At 67.3% G+C, this 20914-nt stretch carries 17 protein-coding genes; 9 read left to right on the forward strand and 8 right to left on the reverse strand.

Going from position 1 to position 20914, the window contains the following annotated elements; translation table 11 throughout:
* Window positions 1-49: 49 nt before the first annotated feature.
* Both yihA and ACSQ3D_RS03380 read left to right on the forward strand, forming a co-directional pair.
* Window positions 50-808 carry a ribosome biogenesis GTP-binding protein YihA/YsxC gene (gene yihA, locus ACSQ3D_RS03375; RefSeq protein WP_056415298.1) on the forward strand — a complete coding sequence of 253 codons (759 nt, stop codon included), beginning with the start codon at window positions 50-52 and terminating at the stop codon, window positions 806-808.
* 50 nt (window positions 809-858) lie between these two features.
* Window positions 859-1764, forward strand: a complete 906-nt coding sequence (locus ACSQ3D_RS03380) for an alpha/beta fold hydrolase (RefSeq protein WP_436125922.1) — start codon at window positions 859-861, stop codon at window positions 1762-1764.
* Window positions 1765-1929: 165 nt separating this feature from the next.
* On the opposite strand, the gene ACSQ3D_RS03385 is transcribed toward ACSQ3D_RS03380, so the two are convergent.
* The gene (locus tag ACSQ3D_RS03385; RefSeq protein WP_056415292.1) at window positions 1930-2796 is read right to left on the reverse strand and encodes a lysophospholipid acyltransferase family protein; all 867 of its coding nucleotides are present in this window, start codon (window positions 2794-2796) and stop codon (window positions 1930-1932) included.
* Window positions 2793-3659, reverse strand: a complete 867-nt coding sequence (locus ACSQ3D_RS03390) for a lysophospholipid acyltransferase family protein (RefSeq protein ID WP_436125923.1) — start codon at window positions 3657-3659, stop codon at window positions 2793-2795. Before ACSQ3D_RS03390 ends, ACSQ3D_RS03385 begins: the two co-directional genes overlap by 4 nt.
* A 132-nt stretch (window positions 3660-3791) precedes the next feature.
* On the opposite strand from ACSQ3D_RS03390, the gene metK reads away from it, so the two are divergent.
* The 3 genes from metK to ACSQ3D_RS03405 all read left to right on the forward strand — a co-directional run bounded on the left by metK (window position 3792) and on the right by ACSQ3D_RS03405 (window position 5984).
* Window positions 3792-4973 carry a methionine adenosyltransferase gene (gene metK / locus ACSQ3D_RS03395; protein ID WP_056415287.1) on the forward strand — a complete coding sequence of 394 codons (1182 nt, stop codon included), beginning with the start codon at window positions 3792-3794 and terminating at the stop codon, window positions 4971-4973.
* Window positions 4974-5296: 323 nt separating this feature from the next.
* Window positions 5297-5482 carry a DUF1328 domain-containing protein gene (locus ACSQ3D_RS03400; protein ID WP_056415285.1) on the forward strand — a complete coding sequence of 62 codons (186 nt, stop codon included), beginning with the start codon at window positions 5297-5299 and terminating at the stop codon, window positions 5480-5482.
* 49 nt (window positions 5483-5531) lie between these two features.
* Window positions 5532-5984 (forward strand): hemerythrin domain-containing protein, encoded by a 453-nt coding sequence (locus tag ACSQ3D_RS03405; protein WP_396503488.1) that lies wholly within the window; start codon window positions 5532-5534, stop codon window positions 5982-5984.
* 108 nt (window positions 5985-6092) lie between these two features.
* Here the strand turns inward: ACSQ3D_RS03405 and ACSQ3D_RS03410 are convergent, their stop codons facing one another.
* Together ACSQ3D_RS03410 and ACSQ3D_RS03415 are read right to left on the reverse strand one after the other, a co-directional pair.
* Window positions 6093-7337, reverse strand: a complete 1245-nt coding sequence (locus tag ACSQ3D_RS03410; RefSeq protein WP_396503487.1) for a diguanylate cyclase — start codon at window positions 7335-7337, stop codon at window positions 6093-6095.
* Between the two features lie 225 nt (window positions 7338-7562).
* Window positions 7563-8240 carry an NUDIX hydrolase gene (locus ACSQ3D_RS03415; RefSeq protein ID WP_396503486.1) on the reverse strand — a complete coding sequence of 226 codons (678 nt, stop codon included), beginning with the start codon at window positions 8238-8240 and terminating at the stop codon, window positions 7563-7565.
* Window positions 8241-8414: 174 nt separating this feature from the next.
* Between ACSQ3D_RS03415 and ACSQ3D_RS03420 the strand changes: the two genes are divergently transcribed.
* The 4 genes from ACSQ3D_RS03420 (at window position 8415) to ACSQ3D_RS03435 (ending at window position 13823) form a co-directional block, all read left to right on the forward strand.
* Entirely contained in the window at window positions 8415-9281 is an 867-nt protein-coding gene (locus ACSQ3D_RS03420; RefSeq protein ID WP_436125924.1) for a cysteine hydrolase, read from the forward strand.
* A 212-nt stretch (window positions 9282-9493) separates the two neighbouring features.
* Window positions 9494-10693 carry a nicotinate phosphoribosyltransferase gene (pncB, locus tag ACSQ3D_RS03425; protein ID WP_436125925.1) on the forward strand — a complete coding sequence of 400 codons (1200 nt, stop codon included), beginning with the start codon at window positions 9494-9496 and terminating at the stop codon, window positions 10691-10693.
* A gap of 140 nt (window positions 10694-10833) precedes the next feature.
* A complete protein-coding gene (locus ACSQ3D_RS03430; RefSeq protein WP_436125926.1) occupies window positions 10834-12534 on the forward strand; it encodes an NAD+ synthase in 1701 nt (566 codons plus the stop codon).
* A 233-nt stretch (window positions 12535-12767) separates the two neighbouring features.
* Window positions 12768-13823 carry a bifunctional nicotinamide-nucleotide adenylyltransferase/Nudix hydroxylase gene (locus ACSQ3D_RS03435; RefSeq protein ID WP_436125927.1) on the forward strand — a complete coding sequence of 352 codons (1056 nt, stop codon included), beginning with the start codon at window positions 12768-12770 and terminating at the stop codon, window positions 13821-13823.
* A gap of 47 nt (window positions 13824-13870) precedes the next feature.
* Here ACSQ3D_RS03435 and ACSQ3D_RS03440 read toward each other — a convergent pair whose 3' ends face one another.
* The 4 genes from ACSQ3D_RS03440 to hydA all read right to left on the reverse strand — a co-directional run bounded on the left by ACSQ3D_RS03440 (window position 13871) and on the right by hydA (window position 20872).
* Window positions 13871-15934 carry a putative bifunctional diguanylate cyclase/phosphodiesterase gene (locus ACSQ3D_RS03440; RefSeq protein WP_436125928.1) on the reverse strand — a complete coding sequence of 688 codons (2064 nt, stop codon included), beginning with the start codon at window positions 15932-15934 and terminating at the stop codon, window positions 13871-13873.
* Window positions 15935-16191: 257 nt separating this feature from the next.
* Complete coding sequence (locus ACSQ3D_RS03445) at window positions 16192-17715, reverse strand: methyl-accepting chemotaxis protein (protein ID WP_396503481.1); 1524 nt, start codon at window positions 17713-17715, stop codon at window positions 16192-16194.
* Between the two features lie 292 nt (window positions 17716-18007).
* Window positions 18008-19264: a Zn-dependent hydrolase gene (locus tag ACSQ3D_RS03450; RefSeq protein WP_436125929.1), complete on the reverse strand. Its 1257-nt coding sequence runs from the start codon at window positions 19262-19264 to the stop codon at window positions 18008-18010.
* A 153-nt stretch (window positions 19265-19417) separates the two neighbouring features.
* The gene (hydA, locus tag ACSQ3D_RS03455; protein ID WP_436125930.1) at window positions 19418-20872 is read right to left on the reverse strand and encodes a dihydropyrimidinase; all 1455 of its coding nucleotides are present in this window, start codon (window positions 20870-20872) and stop codon (window positions 19418-19420) included.
* Window positions 20873-20914: the final 42 nt, after the last annotated feature.

The raw sequence follows: 20914 nt of genomic DNA on the forward strand, positions 1-20914 counted from the left end.
CAAAAACCTCGCGATTCTACAATGAGGCTCTCTCGTAACCCAATACTCCATGACGACCTCCCCCACTGCGCCAGTTGCTGGCTCCCTCCCGCCCGCACCCGACGCGAAGATCGCCATGGGCTGGATGCACACGGCCAGGTTCCTCACCACGGCCGCCCAGCTGCACCACCTGCCGCCCATCCACGTGCCCGAGATCGCCTTCGTGGGCCGCTCCAATGCGGGCAAATCCACCTGCATCAACACGCTCACCCAGCAAAAGCAGCTGGCGTTCGCCTCCAAAAGGCCGGGGCGCACGCAGCACATCAACCTGTTCTCGCTGGGCAAGCACGGCGTGACCGATGCGGTACTGGCGGATCTGCCCGGCTACGGCTACGCAAAGGTGTCGCGCTCGGACAAGCTGCGCTGGCAGCAGGTGATGGTCAACTACCTGGTCAGCCGCCCCGGGCTCACGGGCATCGTGTTGCTGTGCGACCCGCGCCTGGGCTTGACCGAGCTGGACGAGGCGCTGCTCGAAGTGCTGCGCCCCCGCGTCGAGGAAGGCCTCAAATTCCTCATCGTGCTGACCAAGGCGGACAAGCTCACACGCTCCGAGCAAGCCAGGGTCCTGTCGATTACGCGACTGAACGCGGCGGGCGGAGATGTGATGATGTTTTCGGCCCTCAAGAAGCAGGGCGTGGACGAGGTGGCGCAGCTGCTGTGGCAGTGGGCGCACCCGGTGCAGCCCGGCGCCCCCGCCGCGTTGCCTGCCGATGGCCCCGCCACCGCCAGCGCCACGTCGGATGCGCTTGAGGATTCTCAGCAAAACTAGGCCTTAGCGCTGATCCAACGGGCGCTATCAGCTATTCAATTCATAGCGCCATGATCCAGACCCGCTCCGTCGCCCTGCCCCACGGCATCACCCTGCACTGCCGCGTGAGCGGCGTGGCCGGCCGGCCCGTGCTGCTGTTTCTGCACGGATTCCCCGAAGGCGCGTTCATCTGGGACGAGCAGCTGGCGTACTTTGCGCGGCCCGAGAATGGCGGCTACCGCTGCATCGCCCCCTACCTGCGGGGGTTCGGCGCCTCCAGCAGCCCCGCCGAGGTCGAGGCCTACCGCGCCAAGCACCTGGTGCAGGACCTGGTGGCGCTCATCGCCGCCGAGTCGCCGCAGGCGCCGCTCGAATGCCTGGTGGCGCACGACTGGGGCGGCGCCGTGGCCTGGAACCTGGCCAACCAGCAACCGCAGTTGATGAAGCGCCTGGCCATCGTCAACTCGCCGCACCCCGGTGCCTTCGTGCGCGAGCTGGCGCACAACCCGGCGCAGCAGGCCGCCAGCGAGTACATGCACTTCCTGTGCAGGCCGGACGCCGAAGCCCTGCTGGCCGAGAACGACTTCCGCCGCCTGTTCGGCTTCTTCGACGACCCCCAGGGCCGCGCCCCGGCGTGGCTCACCGAGAGCGTGCGCGCCCAGTACCGCAGGCTGTGGCAGCAGGGCCTGACGGGCGCGTGCAACTACTACCGTGCCAGCCCCATCCGCCCGCCACGGGACGGGGAGCCCGGCGCGCAAGCGATCACGCTGCCCGAGTCCATGCTCACGGTCGCCGTGCCCACGCTGGTGCTCTGGGCCATGGACGACCCGGCCCTGCTGCCCGGTCTGCTCGACGGACTGCCGGGCTGGATACCGCAGCTGCAGATCCACAAGGTGGAGCAGGCCTCGCACTGGGTCGTGCACGAGCACCCGGAGCGCGTGGCGCTGGAGCTGCGCCGGTTTTTGCAATCAAATTGATAGCTGCCGGCGCTTGGCAGACAAGCGCCAGCGGCCATTTTCGTGAGCATCTGCCATCTTGCCCACTGGCGCACCCCAGGCCAGTGCCACCGTGGAACCGGCTCTGCCAGGCCACGGGTGGCGGCCCCCGGAGAGGGAAGACGCCGCAGGCGGCTCAGTGGGGAATCAATACAAACCTGGCTCGCCCTCGGGCCGCGTCTTGAAGCGCTTGTGCACCCAGTAGTACTGCTCGGGCATGGTGTCGATCACGGCCTGCAGCTCGCGGTTCATGCGCTCGGTGTCGGCATCGACGTCGTCGGTGGGGAAGTTCGCCCACGCGGGCGACACCTCGGCCACGTAGCCGGTGGGCGTCATGCGCGAATACACCCCGACCACCTTGGCACGCCCCAGCCGCGCAAACCGCGACAGCGACGGGATGGTCGCGGTGGTCACGCCGTAGAACGGCACGAACACCGAATCGTTGCGGCCATAGTCCATGTCGGGCAGCAGGTACAGCAGGCCGCCCTGGCGCAGGTTGGCGATGATGGGCTTCACGCCGTGAGACCGGTTGAGCATGCGCACATCGCCGAAACGCTGGCGCCCCGCCATGAACCAGGCGTCCACGGCGGGGTCCGGGTGGGTGGCGAAGATGGAGGTGAATGCGCGGCTGGAATGCAACGGCAGCGCCAGGCCGCCCGCATCCATGCCGTAGAAATGCGGCGCGAACAGGATGGTGGGCGTGTCGCCCTCCAGCTCGTGGATGGCGCCTTTGAGCACGACGCGCCGCTCCACCACCTCGCGCGGCGCGGCCCACAGCCAGCTGCGGTCGAGCCAGGTCTGACAAAACGCCACGAAACTCGCCCGCGCCACCGCGCGGCGGCGCGCCTCCGTCCAGTCCGGAAAACACAGCGCCAGATTGCGCAGCGCCACCCGCCGCCGGGGCGCCGCCAGCACAAAGGCCACCTGCCCCAGCAGCCAGCCCAGGCCCCGCAGCACCGGCAGCGGCAGCAGTGCCAGCACCCGCATGAACCACACGCCCAGGCGGCCGGTCATGCTGCGGTCTCCGGAGCCGGTGCAGCCGGCGGCGCGGCCTCGGCACGGGGCTGCTTGTAGCGGGCGTAGCCCCACAGGTACTGCTCGGGGCACTGGCAGATGAGGTGTTCCATGGCCTGGTTGATCTGCAGCAAGGCCTGATCCATGTCGGCCGACAGCGGCGCCGGCAGCGGCTCGAAATGGGTGACGTAGCCACGGCCCCAGGACAGCCGCTCGCACCGCGCCAGCACCACCGCCGCGCCCGTCTGCTGCGCCAGCCGCGCGGCCAGGGTCATGGTGTAGGCATCGCGGCCGAAAAAGGGCGACCACAACCCCTGCCCGTCGGGCGGCACCTGGTCGGGCAGCAGGCCCACGGCCTCGCCGCGGCGCAGGGCCTTGATCATCTGGCGCACCCCCGCCAGCGTGGTGGGCACGGCCAGCATGCCGGGGCGGTTGCGCGCGGTCTCCATCACCTTGGCCAGCCAGGCCTGGCGCGCAGGGCGGTACAGCACGGTGATGGGGCCGCGCTCGGCGCTCCAGCGGCGCGCGGCCGCCTGGGCCGACAGCTCAAAGCACCCCTGGTGCGGCGTGAGGTACACGATGCCCTTGCCGGCCGCATAGGCCGCCTCGACACACGCCTCGCCCTCCAGCCGGCACGGCATGGGCGCGCCCAGCCACAGGCGGGGCAACTCGGTCACCATGCGGCCCGCGTGTGCCACGGCGGCACGCACCGCGCCGAACGGATAGCCCGCCAGCGCCACGTTGGCCAGAAAGCGCCGCCGGTACGTGGGCGACGCCGCAAACGCCACCCAGCCCATCGCCGCGCCGAGGGCGTGCAGCAACCACAGCGGGAACACAGAAAATAAACGGAACACGACTGGCATTAAAATAACGGGGTCGCTGAGTTAAATGAGCAACTTGCAGGGCGACGTTAAAAAAATCTGCTAAAGCGTTCGCCACAGCTCCTTCGGGGTGAGGGCAACGCCCCAAATGCCGGAACACAGGAGTTTATTCAAATGGCGAACGACTTTCTCTTTACCTCGGAATCCGTGTCCGAAGGCCACCCCGACAAGGTGGCCGACCAGATCTCGGATGCGATCCTCGATGCGATCTTCAAGGAAGACCCCCGCTCTCGCGTCGCCGCCGAAACGCTGACCAACACCGGCCTCGTGGTGCTGGCGGGCGAGATCACCACCAATGCCCACGTGGACTACATCCAGGTGGCGCGCGACACCATCAAGCGCATCGGCTACGACAACACCGACTACGGCATCGACTACAAGGGCTGCGCCGTGCTGGTGGCCTACGACAAGCAGTCCAACGACATCGCCCAGGGCGTGGACCACGCGTCCGACGACCACCTGAACACCGGCGCCGGCGACCAGGGCCTGATGTTCGGCTACGCCTGCGACGAGACGCCCGAGCTGATGCCCGCGCCCATCTACTACGCCCACCGCCTGGTGGAGCGCCAGGCCCAGCTGCGCAAGGACGGCCGCCTGCCCTTCCTGCGCCCCGATGCCAAGTCGCAAGTCACGATGCGCTACGTGGACGGCAAGCCCCACAGTATCGACACCGTGGTGCTGTCCACGCAGCACCACCCCGACCAGAGCGAAACCCAGACCAAGATGAAGGCCTCGTTCACCGAAGCCATCATCGAAGAGATCATCAAGCCCGTGCTGCCCAAGGAATGGCTGCAGAACACCCGCTACCTGATCAACCCCACCGGCCGCTTCGTCATCGGTGGCCCCCAGGGCGACTGCGGCCTGACCGGCCGCAAGATCATCGTGGACACCTACGGCGGTGCCTGCCCGCACGGCGGCGGTGCCTTCAGCGGCAAGGACCCCACAAAGGTGGACCGCTCGGCCGCCTACGCCGCCCGCTACGTGGCCAAGAACATCGTGGCTGCCGGCCTGGCGCGCCAGTGCCAGATCCAGGTGGCGTACGCCATCGGCGTGGCCGAGCCGATGAACATCACGGTCTACACCGAAGGCACCGGCGTGGTCCCGGACGAGCGCCTGGCCGAACTGGTGCGCGAGCACTTCGACCTGCGCCCCAAGGGCATCATCCAGATGCTCGACCTGCTGCGCCCGATCTACGAAAAGACGGCTGCGTATGGCCACTTCGGCCGGGAAGAACCCGAGTTCAGCTGGGAGAAGACCGATAAAGCTGCCGCACTGCGTGCGGCAGCCGGGCTGTAAAGCCCGCCGCGCTCCTTGCGCGGTATCGGTCTTCGGGCGAAGCTCATATCGCGCAGCGATGTGAACGTAGACCAAGGTACGGATACCCCCGCCGCCGCATCCTGGCCCCCCACAGTCCCATCAAAGCCGCAACGCCCCGCGTTGCGGCTTTTCTTTTGCCTGCTCACCAAACACCAGGTCCGCGCAAACCTTGCCCCAGCGACTCTCTCCTACACCCGCATCCCGCCCATGCTGACGGCTGTGCCCAGGCCCCGCCGGTATCGTTCCAGCACACCCTCACGCAGCCCCGGGCTGCTCTTCAACCCCCGCTAGGAGCGACCATCATGCTGAAGTACGCCATCATTTTTGCCCTGATCTCCCTGGTTGCAGGTGCACTGGGCTTCACCGGCGTGGCTGCCGGCGCCGCAGGCATTGCCAAGGTGCTGTTCGTGATCTTCTTGATCATCGCCGTGGTGTTCGTGATCCTTGCTGCCGTGGGCGTAGGTGCAGCGCGCAAGGCGCTGAAGTAACCGCACCGCCGGCTTCACCCCACGATCGACACAAGAAATCAGGACTCCCATGGCACTCAACATCTTTGAAGCACTGCGCGAAAGCCATGAACGGCAACGCGAGCTGTGCAAGCAGCTGGTCGACACCAGCGGCGACACGCCCGAGCGGCACGAACTGTTCGAGCAGCTCAAAACCGAACTGCTCGCGCACGAGCTGGGCGAAGAGCGGCATTTCTACATTCCGCTGATGGCGCACGATGCCGGCGTGGATCTGTCGCGCCACGCGATCTCGGAACACCACGAACTCGATGAGCTGGTGGAATCCATCGAAGAGGCCGACCCTGCAACGCCCGCGTGGCTGCCGCTGGCCAAGAAGCTCGCTGAAAAGGTCGAACACCACCTGAAAGAAGAGGAACACAAGTTCTTCCAGATGGCGGGCAAGTTGCTGACCGAAAAGCAAAAGACGCAGCTCGCCAAGGAATACCTGGCGACCTACGAAGAAGCCAAGACCACGACGGCCTGAGGAGCTGTTGTCGCGTCGCAGGGCCCAAGCGGCGCGACGCAGGCAGCCACGGCCCAGCTGCTGCGCTCCGCGCCCTGCACAGGCCTGAGCACAGCGCTCCAGAGGTGGTCAGGCTGTGGCTTCCTCGGCCTGCACCACGCAGTTGCGGCCCTTGGACTTGGCCACATACAGCGCGGTGTCTGCGCGCTTGATGAGGGCGTGGGCGTCTTCGTGGTGGTCCCAGGTGGCCACGCCAAAACTTGCGCTCACATGCCCCACCGAATCGAACGGCGCTCCGGCAATGCGTGCGCGCACCGCCTCGGCCATGGCCATCGCGGCGTCCACCGGCGTTTCCTTGAGCAGGATGATGAACTCCTCGCCGCCAAAGCGTGCGGCGCAGTCCGAGGTGCGCAGCAGTTCGCGCACCCGCAGCGCAGTGCTCTTGAGCACCACGTCGCCCGAGTCGTGGCCGAATGTGTCGTTGATGCGCTTGAAGAAATCGATGTCGAACATCACCACCGACAGGTGGCTCTTCTTGATGCGCGTGTCGGCCATTTCGGTTTCCAGCCGCTCGAAGAACCGGCGGCGGTTCACCAGGTCGGTCAGGAAGTCCTTGGTGGCCAGGTCCTCCAGCTTGGCGTTGAGCCGGGCCATGGGCTCGATCACCAGCGACGAGAGCGACAGGTTGAGCACCACGAACAACAGCACGAAGCTGGCCAGCAGCGCGCCCATCACGGTGTAGAACGTCTGGCGCGCCTTCTCCAGCGGGAAGTACATCGGCACCTTCACCACCTGGATGCCGACCGTCTCGTTCATGCCCCAGCCAAAGCCGTTCTTGTCGCCATAGATCTTGAGCATGGTCGGCGGCGCAGCAGCCGGTGTGCTGTGGCAGGCCATGCACTGGGCCTGCTTGATGGTGATGGGCCGGGCCACGTACATGGCGCGGTGCATGCCCTCGCCCACTTCGCCCGTCACCTCTTTCTTCACGTCCACGCGGCCTTCGCGGAAGTCGCTGATGATGCGCTCCTCCCACTCGTTGGCGCGGTCGCGCAGGTTGGTGGGGTTGAGCACCGCCTCCTTGTACTCGTAGCCGGCGAAGCGGCCCTGCAGGCGGCGCAGGGTTTCGGTGGCGGCGTAGGCGGGCACGGTCTGCGGCAGGAATTTCTCGGCCAGCGTCACGTCCAGGTGCGGCTTGACCAGCTCGGTGGTGTAGTCCCGGATGGCCATGGCGGCGTGCATCATGATCTGCGAGTTGTGCTGCACCTCCTCGATGGCCGACTTCTGCAGGAAGCGATGCACATAGGCTCCCGCACCGACCAGTGCGAGCAGCAGCACGGCTGCCAGCACCAGGTTGAATTTCAGCCGCAAAGACATGGATTTCCCTCGGGTGCCAGCGTGGGTGGCCGGCTTGTTATGGGTACGGCGTGGGCCGCCGCTGCACGCGGGGCGGCTGCCAGCGCACGCCACTCCCTCGTCAAAGCCTGCGTTTGTGCCAGATTTTGCAGGGGCGGTCCAACACTTTCTGCCACCGTGCCCCAGCGCAACACACACGGCACACCGATGGCCCGGGCCCGCAGTTTGGCACTGGCAAAAAACTGCTTACAAGCCGCGCGCGCTCAGCGACAGGCTGCGCCGGTACGCCGGCCGCACCCGGTACAGCTGTGCGGGCCGGTGCGCACCACCCGTCTGCAGGGCGCCGGGCACGGGCTCCAGCATGGCCAGCTCGTCCACCTTGCGGCGAAAGCTCACCTTGTTGATGGCCTCGCCCAGCAGCGCTTCGTAGACGGCCTGCAGTTGAGGCAGCGTAAAGGGCTCGGCACACAGGTGCACCGGCAGCGACGAATACTGACTCTTGCTGCGCACGCGCTGCACGGCGGTGTCGATGATCTGGCGGTGGTCGAACGGCAGGGGCGGCAGTGCATCCACCGCCACCAGCTCCACGCGGCCCTCGGCCTGGGCCAGCGTCTCGGGCGGCACCAGCGCGCAGTACGCCACCGCCACGGACCAGCCCCGCGGGTCCCGCACCGCGCCCGAGAACGTGGCCAACTGCTCCAGGTACGGGCTCTCCAGGCCCGCCTTGTCGCGCAGCACGCGGGCGGCGCTGGCCTGCGTGTCCACATCGTCCTGCGCATGGATGTAGCCGCCGGGCAAGGCCAGCGCCTGGGCGAACGGCGCCCGCTCACGGCGCACCAGGGCCACCTTCAGCTGGCTCTGCTCCAGGGTCAGCAGCACCACGTCCACGGTGCAGATCACGGCAGGGGCACTGTCGCTGGTCATGGTTCGATCGTTGAGTTCATTGCAGAGATATACGAACAAGGCTAACACTGCACCTTCAAAACCCCAAGTATTCAGAGAAAAAGCTCTCTGGAATCCGACACATCGTGTTGCATCTTAGTTAGTTGCATTTTTGTATTAACAAACTTACACTGCATCCAACCCAAGGAGAAGACCATGGCCCGCAACATCCAGCTTTTGGTGATCGACCCGCAAAACGACTTCTGCGACCTGCCTGCCGAGTGGCATCCTGTGCAGACCGGCCAGCCCCCAGGCAGCCGCACAGCACCCAGCCTCCCAGTCGCCGGCGCCCATGCCGACATGCAGCGCCTGGCCGCGTTCATCCGCACGCAGGGTGCAGGGTTTGACGCCATCACCGTCACGCTCGACTCGCACCAACGCTTCGACATCGCCCATCCCGGGTTCTGGCAGCAGGCAGGCGGCGCAGCCGTCGCGCCCTTCACCCCCATCACGGCGGCCCAGGTGCGCAGCGGCGCGTTCACGCCCCGCAGCGCCGCCGCACTGCCGCGCACGCTGGCCTACCTGGATGCGCTCGAAGCCCAGGGCCGCTACACGCTCATGGTCTGGCCGGTGCACTGCGAGATCGGCAGCTGGGGCCACGGCGTGCATGCCGACGTGCTGTCCGCCTGCGGCGACTGGCAGCTGCAGCAACAGCGCGCGGTGCACAACGTGTTCAAGGGCACCAACCCCTGGACCGAGCACTACAGCGCCATCCGGGCCGAGGTGGTCGACGCCGCCGACCCGGACACCGCCCTCAACACCCGCCTGCTCGCGGCGCTCGACACCGCCGACCTGCTCCTCATCGCCGGCGAAGCCAGCAGCCACTGCGTGCGCTCCACCACCGAGCACATCGTGCAGCACCTGCCCCGCCTGCAGGCGGCAGGCGCCCGGCCCAGCCACATCGTTCTGCTGACCGACTGCATGAGCCCCGTGGGCGGCTTCGAACCACAGCACCAGGCCTTCCTCGACGCCATGCGCGCCCAGGGCGTGCAACTGGCCACCAGCACGGAAATCAGCCTCTAGGGGCCCTCTGCACGAATCATCGCGCCGTGTGCATCTGCGGTCTCGGGCGGCCTGCGGCGTTGCAAATACTCGCAATAGCTACGGCTATGGCTGCGTTTTGCGCCTTGCACTCCATCCCGATCCGCAGCGCACACTTGGCAGCTCGATTCGTGCAGAGGATCCCTAGCGCTTGCTGAACCAGCGCAACCAGCTACAAAAACAGGAGCATCACCATGACCCGCATCATCACCAGCCTGCTCGACACCGACCTGTACAAGTTCACCATGTGGCAGGCCCTGCTGCACCGTCACCCGCAGACGCAAAGCGAATACCGCTTCGTGTGCCGCAACCAACCCCTGTACCCGCTGACCGAACTGCTGCCGGAGGTGAACGCAGAGCTCGACCACCTGTGCTCGCTGCGCTTCACCAAGGGCGAGCTGGACTACCTGGGCGGCCTGCGCTTCATCAAGAGCGACTTCATCGATTTTCTGCGCATCTTCCAGTTCCAGCGCAGCTTCATCGAGGCGCGGGCCGAGGGCGACACGCTCACCATCGTCGCGCGCGGCCCCCAGGTGCACGTGATGGGCTTCGAGATCTTCGTGCTGGCCATCGTGAACGAGCTGTACTTTCGCCGCTTCGACGCCGCCGCAGCGCTGGCCAGCGGCCGCGAGCGCCTGGCCGCCAAGGTGCAGCAGCTGCATGACCTGGCGCAACAGGCCACGCTGCGCCACCCGTTCGAGCTGTTCGACTTCGGCCTGCGCCGCCGCTACAGCGGTGACTGGCAGCGCGAGGTGGTTCAGACGTTTGCGGAGCAGACGCCCCAGTGGTTCAAGGGCACGAGCAACGTGCTGCTGGCGCGCGATTTGAACCTGGTGCCCATCGGCACCATGGCGCACGAATACCTGCAAAGCTACCAGGCGCTGGGCGTGCGGCTGCGCGACTTTCAAAAGGCCGCGCTGGAAGACTGGGTGCAGGAGTACCGCGGCGACCTCGGCATCGCGCTGACCGACACCGTGGGCATGGACGCCTTCCTGGCCGACTTCGACCTGTACTTCGCCAAGCTGTTCGACGGCCTGCGCCACGACTCGGGCGACCCGGTGGCCTGGGGTGAAAAGGCGCTGGCGCACTACGCCAAGCTGCGCATCGACGCGAACACCAAGCGGCTGGTGTTCTCCGACGGCCTCACGCTCACCAAGGCGCTGTCGCTGTACCGCCACTTCGGCGACCGCACGCAACTGGGCTTTGGCATTGGCACCCACCTCACCAACGACATGGGGGACACACCCGAAATGAAGCCGCTGAACATCGTGATGAAGCTCACCCGCGCCAACGGCCAGGCGGTGGCCAAGCTGTCGGACACGCCCGGCAAGACGCTGTGCGACGATGAAACCTATCTGGCCTACCTCCGCCAAGTCTTTAACGTTGCTAACTGAGCGGCTGAGAAAACTCTCCTGGCGTCGTTGTTCCGTCTTGCCGTACCTCCGGTACTGTCTGCGACGGAACGCCTAGCCAGGACCGCTTCGCTGAGTTTTTCAGCCACTCCGTATCGCTCTGCGCACTCGAGGAAAACGCAATGCTCCGCATCACCATCGCTCAATTGAATATCACTGTCGGCGACATCGAAGGCAACGTGACCCGCATGGTGGCCGCCGCGCGGCAGGCCGCGGCCGAGCAGTCCGATATCGTCGTCTTCAGCGAACTCTCGCTGTGCGGCTACTACCCCGGCGACATGCTGGATGAGCCCGAGTTCATGCAGCGCGTGGAGGCCGGGGTGGCTGCGTTGCAGGCCGCATCGGCCGAGCTGCCTGCCCTGCACTGGGTGGTGGGCACGCCCACGCGCGCCAGCGGGCCGGGCAAGCGGCTGCACAACAGCCTGCTGGTGCTGCAGGGCGGCACCGTGAAGCTGTCGTACGCCAAGCAGCTGCTGCCCACCTACAACATCTTCGACGAGCGCCGCCATTTCGAACCCGGCCCCGACGTGGCCAAGGTGCTGCGCGTGGGCAATGCCCAGGTGGGCCTGCTGGTCTGCGAAGACGGCTGGAACGACCACGGTGCCGACTACGTCACCAACCCCTTCGTGCGCCTGCGCGACGCCGCACCAGACCTGGTGATCAGCATCAACGCCAGCCCCAGCCACGTGGGCAAGCGCGAGCAGCGCCACCAGATCTTCGGCGGCTCATCGCGCCGCCACGGCCTGCCCATCCTGTACGTCAACCAGGTGGGCGGGCACGACCAGCTGGTGTACGACGGCGCATCGTTTGCGGCCGAGCCCGATGCCGGCATCGTCTTCGAGGCGCCCCGCTTCGTGGAGGACGTGCGCACCCTGCAGTTCGACAACGGCCACTTCTCCATGGGCGACGGCCAGGCCCCGGCCCCCGTGCCGGCCGAGGGCATTCCCACCATGGAGTTCTACCGCCAGCAAATCATGCTGGGCCTCAAGGACTACGCGCGCCGCTGCGGCTTTCGGCAGGTGGTGGTGGGCAGCTCGGGCGGCATCGACAGCGCGCTCACCCTGGCCCTGGCCGCACAGGCGCTGGGCCCCGAGAACGTGGTGGGTATCACCATGCCCTCGCGCTACTCCAGCAGCGGCTCGGTCGACGACTCGGTGGCCCTGTGCCGCAACCTGGGCGTGCAGTTGTTCACCCACCCCATCGCAGACCTGGTGGCGGGCTACGCGCAGCAGTTCGGGCAATCCTTCGACCAGCCGCTGGCGGGCCTGCCGCTCGAAAACCTGCAGGCGCGCATCCGCGGCACGGTGCTGATGGAATACTCCAACGCCTTCGGCCACCTGCTGCTCACCACGGGCAACAAGTCCGAGATCTCGGTGGGCTACTGCACGCTGTACGGCGACACCAACGGCGGCCTGGGCCTCATCGGCGACCTGTACAAGACCGAAGTGTTCGCGCTCTCGCGCCACGTCAACGCACAGGCCGGGCGCGAGCTGATTCCGCAGGCCATCATCGACAAGGAACCATCCGCCGAGCTGGCCCCCGGCCAGCGCGACGTGGACAGCCTGCCGCCCTACCCGGTGCTGGACGAAGTGCTCAAGCTCTTGATCGAAGGCGAGCGCCTGTCCACCGCCGAACTCACGGCCGCGCAGACCTTCGTCTCGACCCTGCAGAACGACGACGCCGGGCGCGCCCTGGTGCAGCGCGTGCGCATGATGGTGGCGCGCAACGAATACAAGCGCCGCCAGGCCCCGCCCATCCTGCGCGTTCGGCCCCGGGCGTTCGGCAGCGGGCGGCAGATGCCGATCGCCGCAAAATATGTCTGACGGCATGCATATGGAATGCACTCCCATCCGCTTGGGCTGAGCTGGCCGAAGCCCGGCGCCGCGCTTCGACAAGCCTGCCGTGACATGCCGAAAGGCCCGGCGTGAACGGATGGACTTTTCAGCAGCCGCCGAGCAGCCCCGCACGCCCTTTTACAATCGCTATCAAAACAGTAGCTGGCAGCGCTCTCCCATCAAGCGGTAGAGGCTCAGATCACTCAACCGCCTGGAGACTCATGTACGACACCGCCATCTACATCGGCCGCTTCGAGCCCGTCCACACCGGCCATCTGGCCCTGCTGCAACGCGCACTCGACAGCGCGCGTAATGTGATCGTGGTGGTCGGCTCTGCTTGGCAGGCCCGCTCGCCCAAGAACCCCTTCACCTGGCAAGAACGCGAGGCCATGCTGCACGAAGCCCTGCCCGCGGCCGACCGCGCCCGGGTGCGCGTGCTGCCCGTGCGGGACTACTACAACGAGGCCGTGTGGGTGCAGGCCGTGCGCCGCGGCGTGGCCGAGATCGCCGGTGCCGATGCCAACATCGGCCTGGTGGGCCACTTCAAGGACGCCACCAGCAGCTACCTGAGCGCCTTCCCCGGCTGGCAGCTCATCCACGTGGAGCGCCAGGGCCGCATCGACGCCACCGCCATCCGCGACGCCTACTTCGGCGCCACGCCCGCCACGGTGCAGGCAGCGCTGGCCCCGCTGGCGGCCGAGATTCCGCCCAGCACACTGACCGCGCTGGAGCGCTTTGCCCACACCCCGCACTACCCGGCCCTGCAGGAAGAATGGCGCATGCTGCGCCGCTACCGAGAGGCCTGGTCCGCTGCGCCCTACCCTCCCGTCTTTGTGACCGTGGACGCTGTCCTGCGCTGCCAGGACCACGTGCTGCTCATCCGCCGCGCCCACGCCCCCGGCAAAGGCCAGCTGGCCGTGCCGGGCGGCTTCATCGAACAGCGCGAAACGGTGTGGCAGTCCTGCCTGCGCGAGCTGGTGGAAGAAACCCATTGCGACCTGCCCGAAGCCACCATGCGCGCCGCGCTGCAGGCCGTGGCCGTCTTCGACCACCCCGACCGCAGCCAGCGCGGCCGCACGCTCACGCATGCGCACTACTTCGACCTGGGCAACGCGGCCTTCCCCAAGGTCCAGGCGGACGACGATGCGCTGCAGGTGCAGTGGACGCCGCTGTCCGAACTGGCAGGCATGGAAGAGGAGTTCTTCGAGGACCACTTCCACATGCTGGACCACTTTCTGGGTATCACCGACGCGCCGGAACTGGCGGCCTCGGCCTGACCGAATCAGTGTGAGCCGGGCATCGCGGCGACGCCTGTCTGCCAGGCTCACCCCGGCGGGTGCACACGCATCCAGTCGGTGAACTCCCGCACCGGCATTGGCCGCGCATACAGATAACCCTGGTACTGCGCAATGCCGCGCCCGGCCACCCAGTCGAGCTGTTCCTGGGTCTCCACGCCCTCGGCCACTGCCGTGAGCTTCATCAGTGTCGACAGCGAGACGATCAGCTCGGCCAGCGAGCGGTTGGCGTCGTTGTCCTGGATGAAGGTCTTGTCGATCTTGAGCGTGTGGACCGGGAACCGCTGGAGGTAGGCCAGGTTGGAATAGCCCGTGCCGAAATCATCGAGCGCAATCGTCAGGCCCAGCGCCGACAGCTCGCGCAGCACGTTGAGCACGTGCTGGTCTTCCCCCAGCAGGATGGACTCGGTGATCTCGAGCTCCATGCGCGCGGGGTTCACAGCGGCCTCGCGCAGCACGCTGGTGATGTCGTGCAGCAGGCTGGGCGATGCGAACTGGCGGGGCGACAGGTTGACCGACACCACCAGGTCCCAGCCCTTCGCAGCCCAGGCCACCTGTTCGCGTGCCGCTTGCGCCAGCACCCACAGGCCCAGCGCGCCGATGAGGCCGGTGGTCTCGCAGGCCGGGATGAAATGCGCGGGCGACACCACGCCCAGGCGCGGGTGGTTCCAGCGCACCAGGGCCTCCACCGCGCGGATGGTGTTGGTGGCCACGTCCACGCGCGGCTGGAAGTACACCTCGAACTCCTCGCGCTCCAGCGCCAGGTGCAGCTCTTTCTCCAGCTCGGTGCGGCTGCGCACCGTCTCGGCCATGTGCCGGTCGAAATAGGCCAGCGCGTTGCGCCCGCGCTCCTTGGCCGCGTACATGGCCAGGTCGGCGTTGCGCAGCAGGATCTCGATGGACTCGCCGTCCTGCGGGTACAGCGCCACGCCGATGCTGGACGTGACGCGCAGCTGCGCCCCGGCAATGGACAGCGGCGCCGCCATGGCCACGGAGATGCGCTCGTGCAGTGCATCCAGGTCTTCGCGGATGCGCGGCGATGTCAGCAGCACCAGGAACTCGTCGCCACCCCAGCGGGCCAGCACCTCGGTGCCGTGCCGCGTGTGGCGCAAGCGCTGCGACATGGCCACCAGCAGCTCGTCGCCCGCAGCATGGCCCAGGGTGTCGTTCACGTCCTTGAAGTGGTCGAGGTCGATCAGCATCAGCGCAGCTTCGAGCGACTGGGCCTTGGCCTCCTCCACAGCCCGCGCAAAACGCTGCGTGAAGTGGGCCCGGTTGGGCAGGCCGGTGAGCACGTCGTGCAGCGACTGGAAATTGGCGCGCTCTTCGGTGTGCTTGATGGCGCTGATGTCCGCCTCGCTCACCAGCACCGCGTCCTGGCCGGTGACGGCGTCGCTGCAGCGGCGCGCCGACAGCTCGTGCCAGCGGTCGCCCTGCGGCGTGCGCACTGCGAGCGTGAGCGTACCCACGCCGTGCTGCTCCAGGCTGCGCGAGAGCGCGGCAAACACCGCCGCGTTGCCCACGCGCTCCTGCAGGCGCTCGCCGGGGCTGAGTACGGCGGCACGCGCGGCAGGGTTGCGGTACAGCGCCTGGCCGTTGCCGTCGTACAGCGTGATCATCACCGCGGTGTGCAGCAGGGCCTCGACCGAGCGCAGGGACTCCGGCAGGGCCGCGCCCATGGCGTCGGCCTCGCACAGCATGCCCATGCGGCCATCGGGCAGGCGGTGCCCGCCAAAGCGCACGTTGAGCGACACCGGCACGCCGCCGGGGTAGATGGTCCACTGCTCGGTGAAGCTCGCGTCGCCCCGCAGCACGAAGTCGCTCTGGTACTGCGCCAGCCGCTGCGCGACCGACTCGGACATGTCGTGGCCCATGTCGCGCCCGCACAGCTCGGCCAGCGTGGTGGCCTGCCACACGGCCAGCGCCGCCGCATTGGCCCAGTACACGCACCGGCCGTCGATGTCGAAGAGCCAGACGGGCCGCGACAGCCACTCCAGCGCCGCGCAGCGCAGTCCGCGCTCGGCCAGCTCGGCGTCGGTGGGTAGGCGGTGTTGCGGCAGGCGCGCTGCCGGCAAGGGGGCCGACACGGTCATGCCAGCCCGCAGTCCAGCACCAAGCCGGCGGCCTGCGGGTGCGCAAAGGTCAGCAAGAGACGGGCGGGCATGGTGGTGATGACGGTGGGGTGACAGCAGTGCAGACAGGGTGTGCGCCGGCAGCGCGCTCCGTCCGCGATGCCCTTGGCGCACCCCGGCCGTAGACGCCATGGCTTGCATCTTCGCACAGCCAGAGGGCTTGTCCAGCCAAGTTTTGCCACCCCCGCGACGCCTGCCGGCGCCCGCGCAAAACCCTCTCAAGAGACGCGGAACTGCCCCACCGTCTGCGACAGCGCCACCGCCTGCTGGCTCAGGGACTGCGCCGCGGCCAGGGCCTCTTCCACCAGCGCTGCGTTCTGCTGCGTGCCCTGGTCCATCTGCGACACGGCCTGGTTGACCTGCGCGATGCCCGCGCTTTGCTCGGCGCTGGCCGCGCTGATCTCGGCCACCATGGTGGTCACGCTCTTCACGCCGTCGACCACCTCGCGCATCGTGGCACCGGCCTGCTCCACCAGTTGCGTGCCCGCACCCACCTTGGTCACGGAGTCGTCGATCAGGCCCTTGATTTCCTTGGCCGCGGCGGCACTGCGCTGCGCCAGGCTGCGCACTTCGCTGGCCACCACCGCAAAGCCGCGGCCCTGCTCGCCGGCGCGCGCGGCTTCCACCGCGGCGTTCAGCGCCAGGATGTTGGTCTGGAACGCAATGCCGTCGATGACGCTGATGATGTCCACGATCTTGCGCGAGGACTGCTCGATGGAGCCCATGGTGCCCACCACCTGCTGCACCACGTCGCCGCCGCGCACGGCGGTGGCCGAGGCCACACGCGCCAGTTCGTCGGCGCGCCGGGCGTTGGCGGCGTTCTGCTCCACGGTGGAGGTGAGCTCTTCCATCGACGCAGCGGTCTGCTGCAGCGCGCTGGCTTGCGATTCAGTGCGGGACGAGAGGTCGCCGTTGCCTGCCGCGATCTCGGCCGATGCCGTGTTGATCGAGTCGGTGCTGTCGCGCACCTGGGTCACCAGGTGGGCCAGGTTGTCGCGCATGGCGCGGATGGCAAACAGGATGCTGGAGGTGTCGCCCGGGCGCGTCTGCACATCCACCGCCAGGTTGCCTTCGGCGATCTGCGTGACCACCTGCGCCGCGTACTGCGGCTCGCCGCCGAGCTGTTGCACCAGGGTGCGGAGCATCTGCCAGGCCATCACCGCCACGATGAGCATCAGCACCGCGCCGATGGACAGCAGGATGGCGGTGTTGCGCCAGAACGCATCCTCGATGTCGTCCACGTAGTCGCCAAAGCCGATGATCCAGTCCCAGGGCTCGAACTTGATGATGGCGTAGAGCTTGTCCACCGGCTCCTTGGCACCGGGGCGCGTGCCCGGCGCGGTCACCGTGCCGATGGTCTTGCCCTGCAGCGCGGCGCGGTAGCGCACGCCGGCTTCCTTGCCGCCCTTTTCGTCGACGATGCCGATGCGCTTGGGGTTGGGGTGCACGTAGTTCACATCGTTGGTGAAGCCGCGCACGAAGAAATACTTGTCCTTGTCGACAAAGCTGCCGATGGTGCGCTCGGCCTCCTTGATCGCGTCCTCGCGGGACAGCGCGCCGCTCTTTTCCTTGTCGTGCGCCTTCTGCGCGGCGGCGTGGGCCAGGATGACCAGGTTGGACAACTGCGCCGTGCGCTCGTTCATCATCGACCGGTACAGCGTGGTCAAGGCCACGGCGGACAGGACCACCAGGCCCAGCAAGGTGGCCGCACACAGCCACAGGATTCGGGTACGCAATTTCATGGGAAACATCTTCGGGAAACGGAAAAAGTAACCAGAAGATACAGGGACCGCCTCGTTAATCCCCTCAAGACCGCCAGAAAGTCACGGTCTCTTCATCCCATTGTGGTAGACGCAGATCGGTGTGCAGGCCGCACGGGGGCACGACTTGGCGCCTGCGGGGACCCAGGTGTAACAGCGGGGGACCTGTGGCGCACCCACAACGGGACGGACGGCCTGCGCTGCCGGCGCAGGCGCTGGTTGGCAGGAAGGCCGCCCCGTGTACCGAGCCCGCGTCCACCCGGCGTTGCGGGCGTCAGGTCCCTGCCCGCTCCAGCATCGCATGCAGCAGCACGTTGCAGCCCGCCGTGATGTGCTCGGGCTTGGCGTCCTCGATCTCGTTGTGGCTGATGCCGTCCTTGCAGGGAATGAAGATCATGCCGCTGGGCGCGAGCTTGGCCATGTACACGGCATCGTGTCCCGCGCCCGAGACGGCGGGCATGTGGCTGTAGCCCAGCCTGGCGGTGGCGCGGGCCACGGCCTCCACGCATTCGGCGTGAAAGGCCTGCGCGGGGTAGCTGGACACCATCTCGATGTGCACCTGCACGCCGTGCTCCTGCGCCACCTGCTCGGCGCGGGCCTTCACTTCGGCGGCCATCCGGTCCACGAGTTCGTCGGTGCTGTTGCGCAGGTCGATGCTGAACTTGACCCGGCCGGGAATGACGTTGCGGCTGTTGGGAAACACCTGCACCATGCCCACGGTGCCGCGGCCGTGCGGCGGGTGGCGGTGGGCCGCGGCCACCACGTCCTGCATGATGTGCGTGGCGGCGAGCAAAGCGTCCTTGCGCAGCGCCATGGGCGTGGGGCCCGCGTGGGCTTCCATGCCGGTGACGGTGCAGTCGAACCAGCGGATGCCCAGCACGCCGCTGACCACGCCGATGGTCTTGTCGTTGTCTTCCAGCACCGGACCCTGCTCGATGTGGGTCTCGAAGTACGCGCCGATGGGGTGGTCGCCCGGCTCCTGCTCGCCGACGTAGCCGATGCGTTCCAGCTCGCCCTTCACCGTCTTGCCCTCGGTGTCGGTGGCGGCGTAGGCGTGCTCCAGCGTGAAGGCCTTGGCGAACACGCCCGATCCCATCATCACCGGCACGAAGCGGCTGCCTTCTTCGTTGGTCCAGAAGGCCACCTCGATCGGTGCCTCGGTCTCGATGCCGTGGTCGTTGAGCGTGCGCACCACCTCGATGCCGGCCAGCACGCCATAGTTGCCGTCGAACTTGCCCCCGGTGGGCTGGGTGTCGATGTGGCTGCCGGTCATGATGGGCGGCAAGCTGTTGTTGCGCCCGGGGCGGCGCATGAAGCCGTTGCCGATCTTGTCGATGGTGACGCTCATGCCGGCCTCGCGCGCCCAGCGGGTGACGAGGTCTCGGCCCTGCTTATCCAGGTCGGTGAGCGTGAGGCGGCACACACCGCCCTTGGGCGTGGCGCCGATCTGCGCCAGTTCCATGAGCGATGCCCACAGGCGGTCGCCGTTGATGCGCAGGCTATCGATGTCGGGTTTGACTTTGGTGTCCATGGTGTTCTCCAAGGGATGTCTGAATTACCGGTTCACTCAGTACCGTTCGGGCTGAGCCTGTCGAAGCCGGGGCTGGTGACGGCCTTCGACAGGCTCAGGCTGAACGGGCTGTGAAATTGCAAAGCCGGATGGAATGCTTCAATAGCGCCCGCATCAGCCGCGCGCCACCGCCGTGGGCGCAAGCTCCTGCGCACGCTTTTGCACCGCCTGGAAATTGGGGCCGAACGCAGGGCGCTTGATGTAGCGGCCCGTACCCGCCTCGGCCCGCAGGTCCCCATTGGCAAACACCACGCGGCCCTGACTCACGGTGTGGGTGGGGATGCCGCGCACGGTGCGGCCCTCGAAGATGTTGAAGTCGCCCTTGCTGAACTGCGTCTTGGCCGAGAAGGTCTTGGTGCCCTCGGGGTCCCACAGCACCAGGTCGGCGTCGGCGCCCTCGCCGATGAAGCCTTTGCGCGGGTAGATGTTGAACAGCTTGGCCGCGTTGGCCGAGGTGATGGCCACGAACTCGCTGGGCGTGAGGCGCCCGGTGTTGACGCCGCCGTCCCAGATGGCGGCCATGCGCTCTTCGACGCCGCCGGTGCCATTGGGGATCTTGGCGAAGTTCTCCTGGCCCATGGCCTTTTGCGCGGCGCAGAAGGTGCAGTGGTCGGTGGCGGTGGTGTGCAGCTGGCCGGACTGCAGGCCGCGCCACAGCGCCTCCTGGTGGATCTTGGGGCGAAACGGCGGGCTCATCACATACGCGGCGGCCGTGGCGAAGTCGGGGTCGCGGTAGACGCTGTCGTCCACCAGCAGGTGCCCGGCCAGCACCTCGCCGTACACGCGCTGGCCGCGCGCGCGGGCGCGGGCGATCGCGTCGGCCGACTCCATGCAGCTCACGTGCACCACGTAGATGGGCACGCCCAGCACGTCGGCAATCGCGATGGCGCGGTTGGCGGCTTCGGCCTCGACCATGGGCGGGCGCGACAGCGGGTGGCCCTCGGGGCCGGTGATGCCCATCTTGGCGACCTCCTGCTGCAGCAGGTACACCAGCTCGCCGTTCTCGGCATGCACCGTGGGCATGGCGCCCAGCTCCAGCGCGCGCTTGAAGCTGTTCACCAGGGTTTCGTCGTCGCACATGATGGCGTTCTTGTAGGCCATGAAGTGCTTGAAGCTGTTCACGCCCTCCTCGTGCACCAGGGTGCCCATGTCGGCGCGCACCTGCTCGCTCCACCAGGTGATGGCGACGTGGAAGGAATAGTCGGCCGCCGATTTCTCGGCCCAGCCGCGCCACTTGCGGTAGGCGTCCAGGATGGGCTCCTGCGGGTCGGGAATCACGAAGTCGATGATGCTCGTGGTGCCGCCCGCCAGCGCTGCCGCCGTGCCGGTGAAGAAGTCGTCCATGGTGACTGTGCCCATGAAGGGCAGCTGCATGTGCGTGTGCGGGTCGATCCCGCCGGGCAGCACGTACTGGCCGCTGGCGTCCAGCGTCTGCGCGCCGGCAGGGGCCTGCGCCGCCGCACCCTCGCCCACGGCCACGATGCGGCCATCGACGCAGAGGACATCGGCCTGTTGTTCACGGTCGGCGTTGACCACGGTTCCACCGCGGATCAGGAGGGCTTGGGTCATGGAGATCTCCTTCAGGGATGCAGATCAAAAAAAGCAGGCCCG

The sequence above is a fragment of the Acidovorax sp. LjRoot117 genome (assembly GCF_964252695.1).
GTDB lineage: Bacteria > Pseudomonadota > Gammaproteobacteria > Burkholderiales > Burkholderiaceae_C > Acidovorax.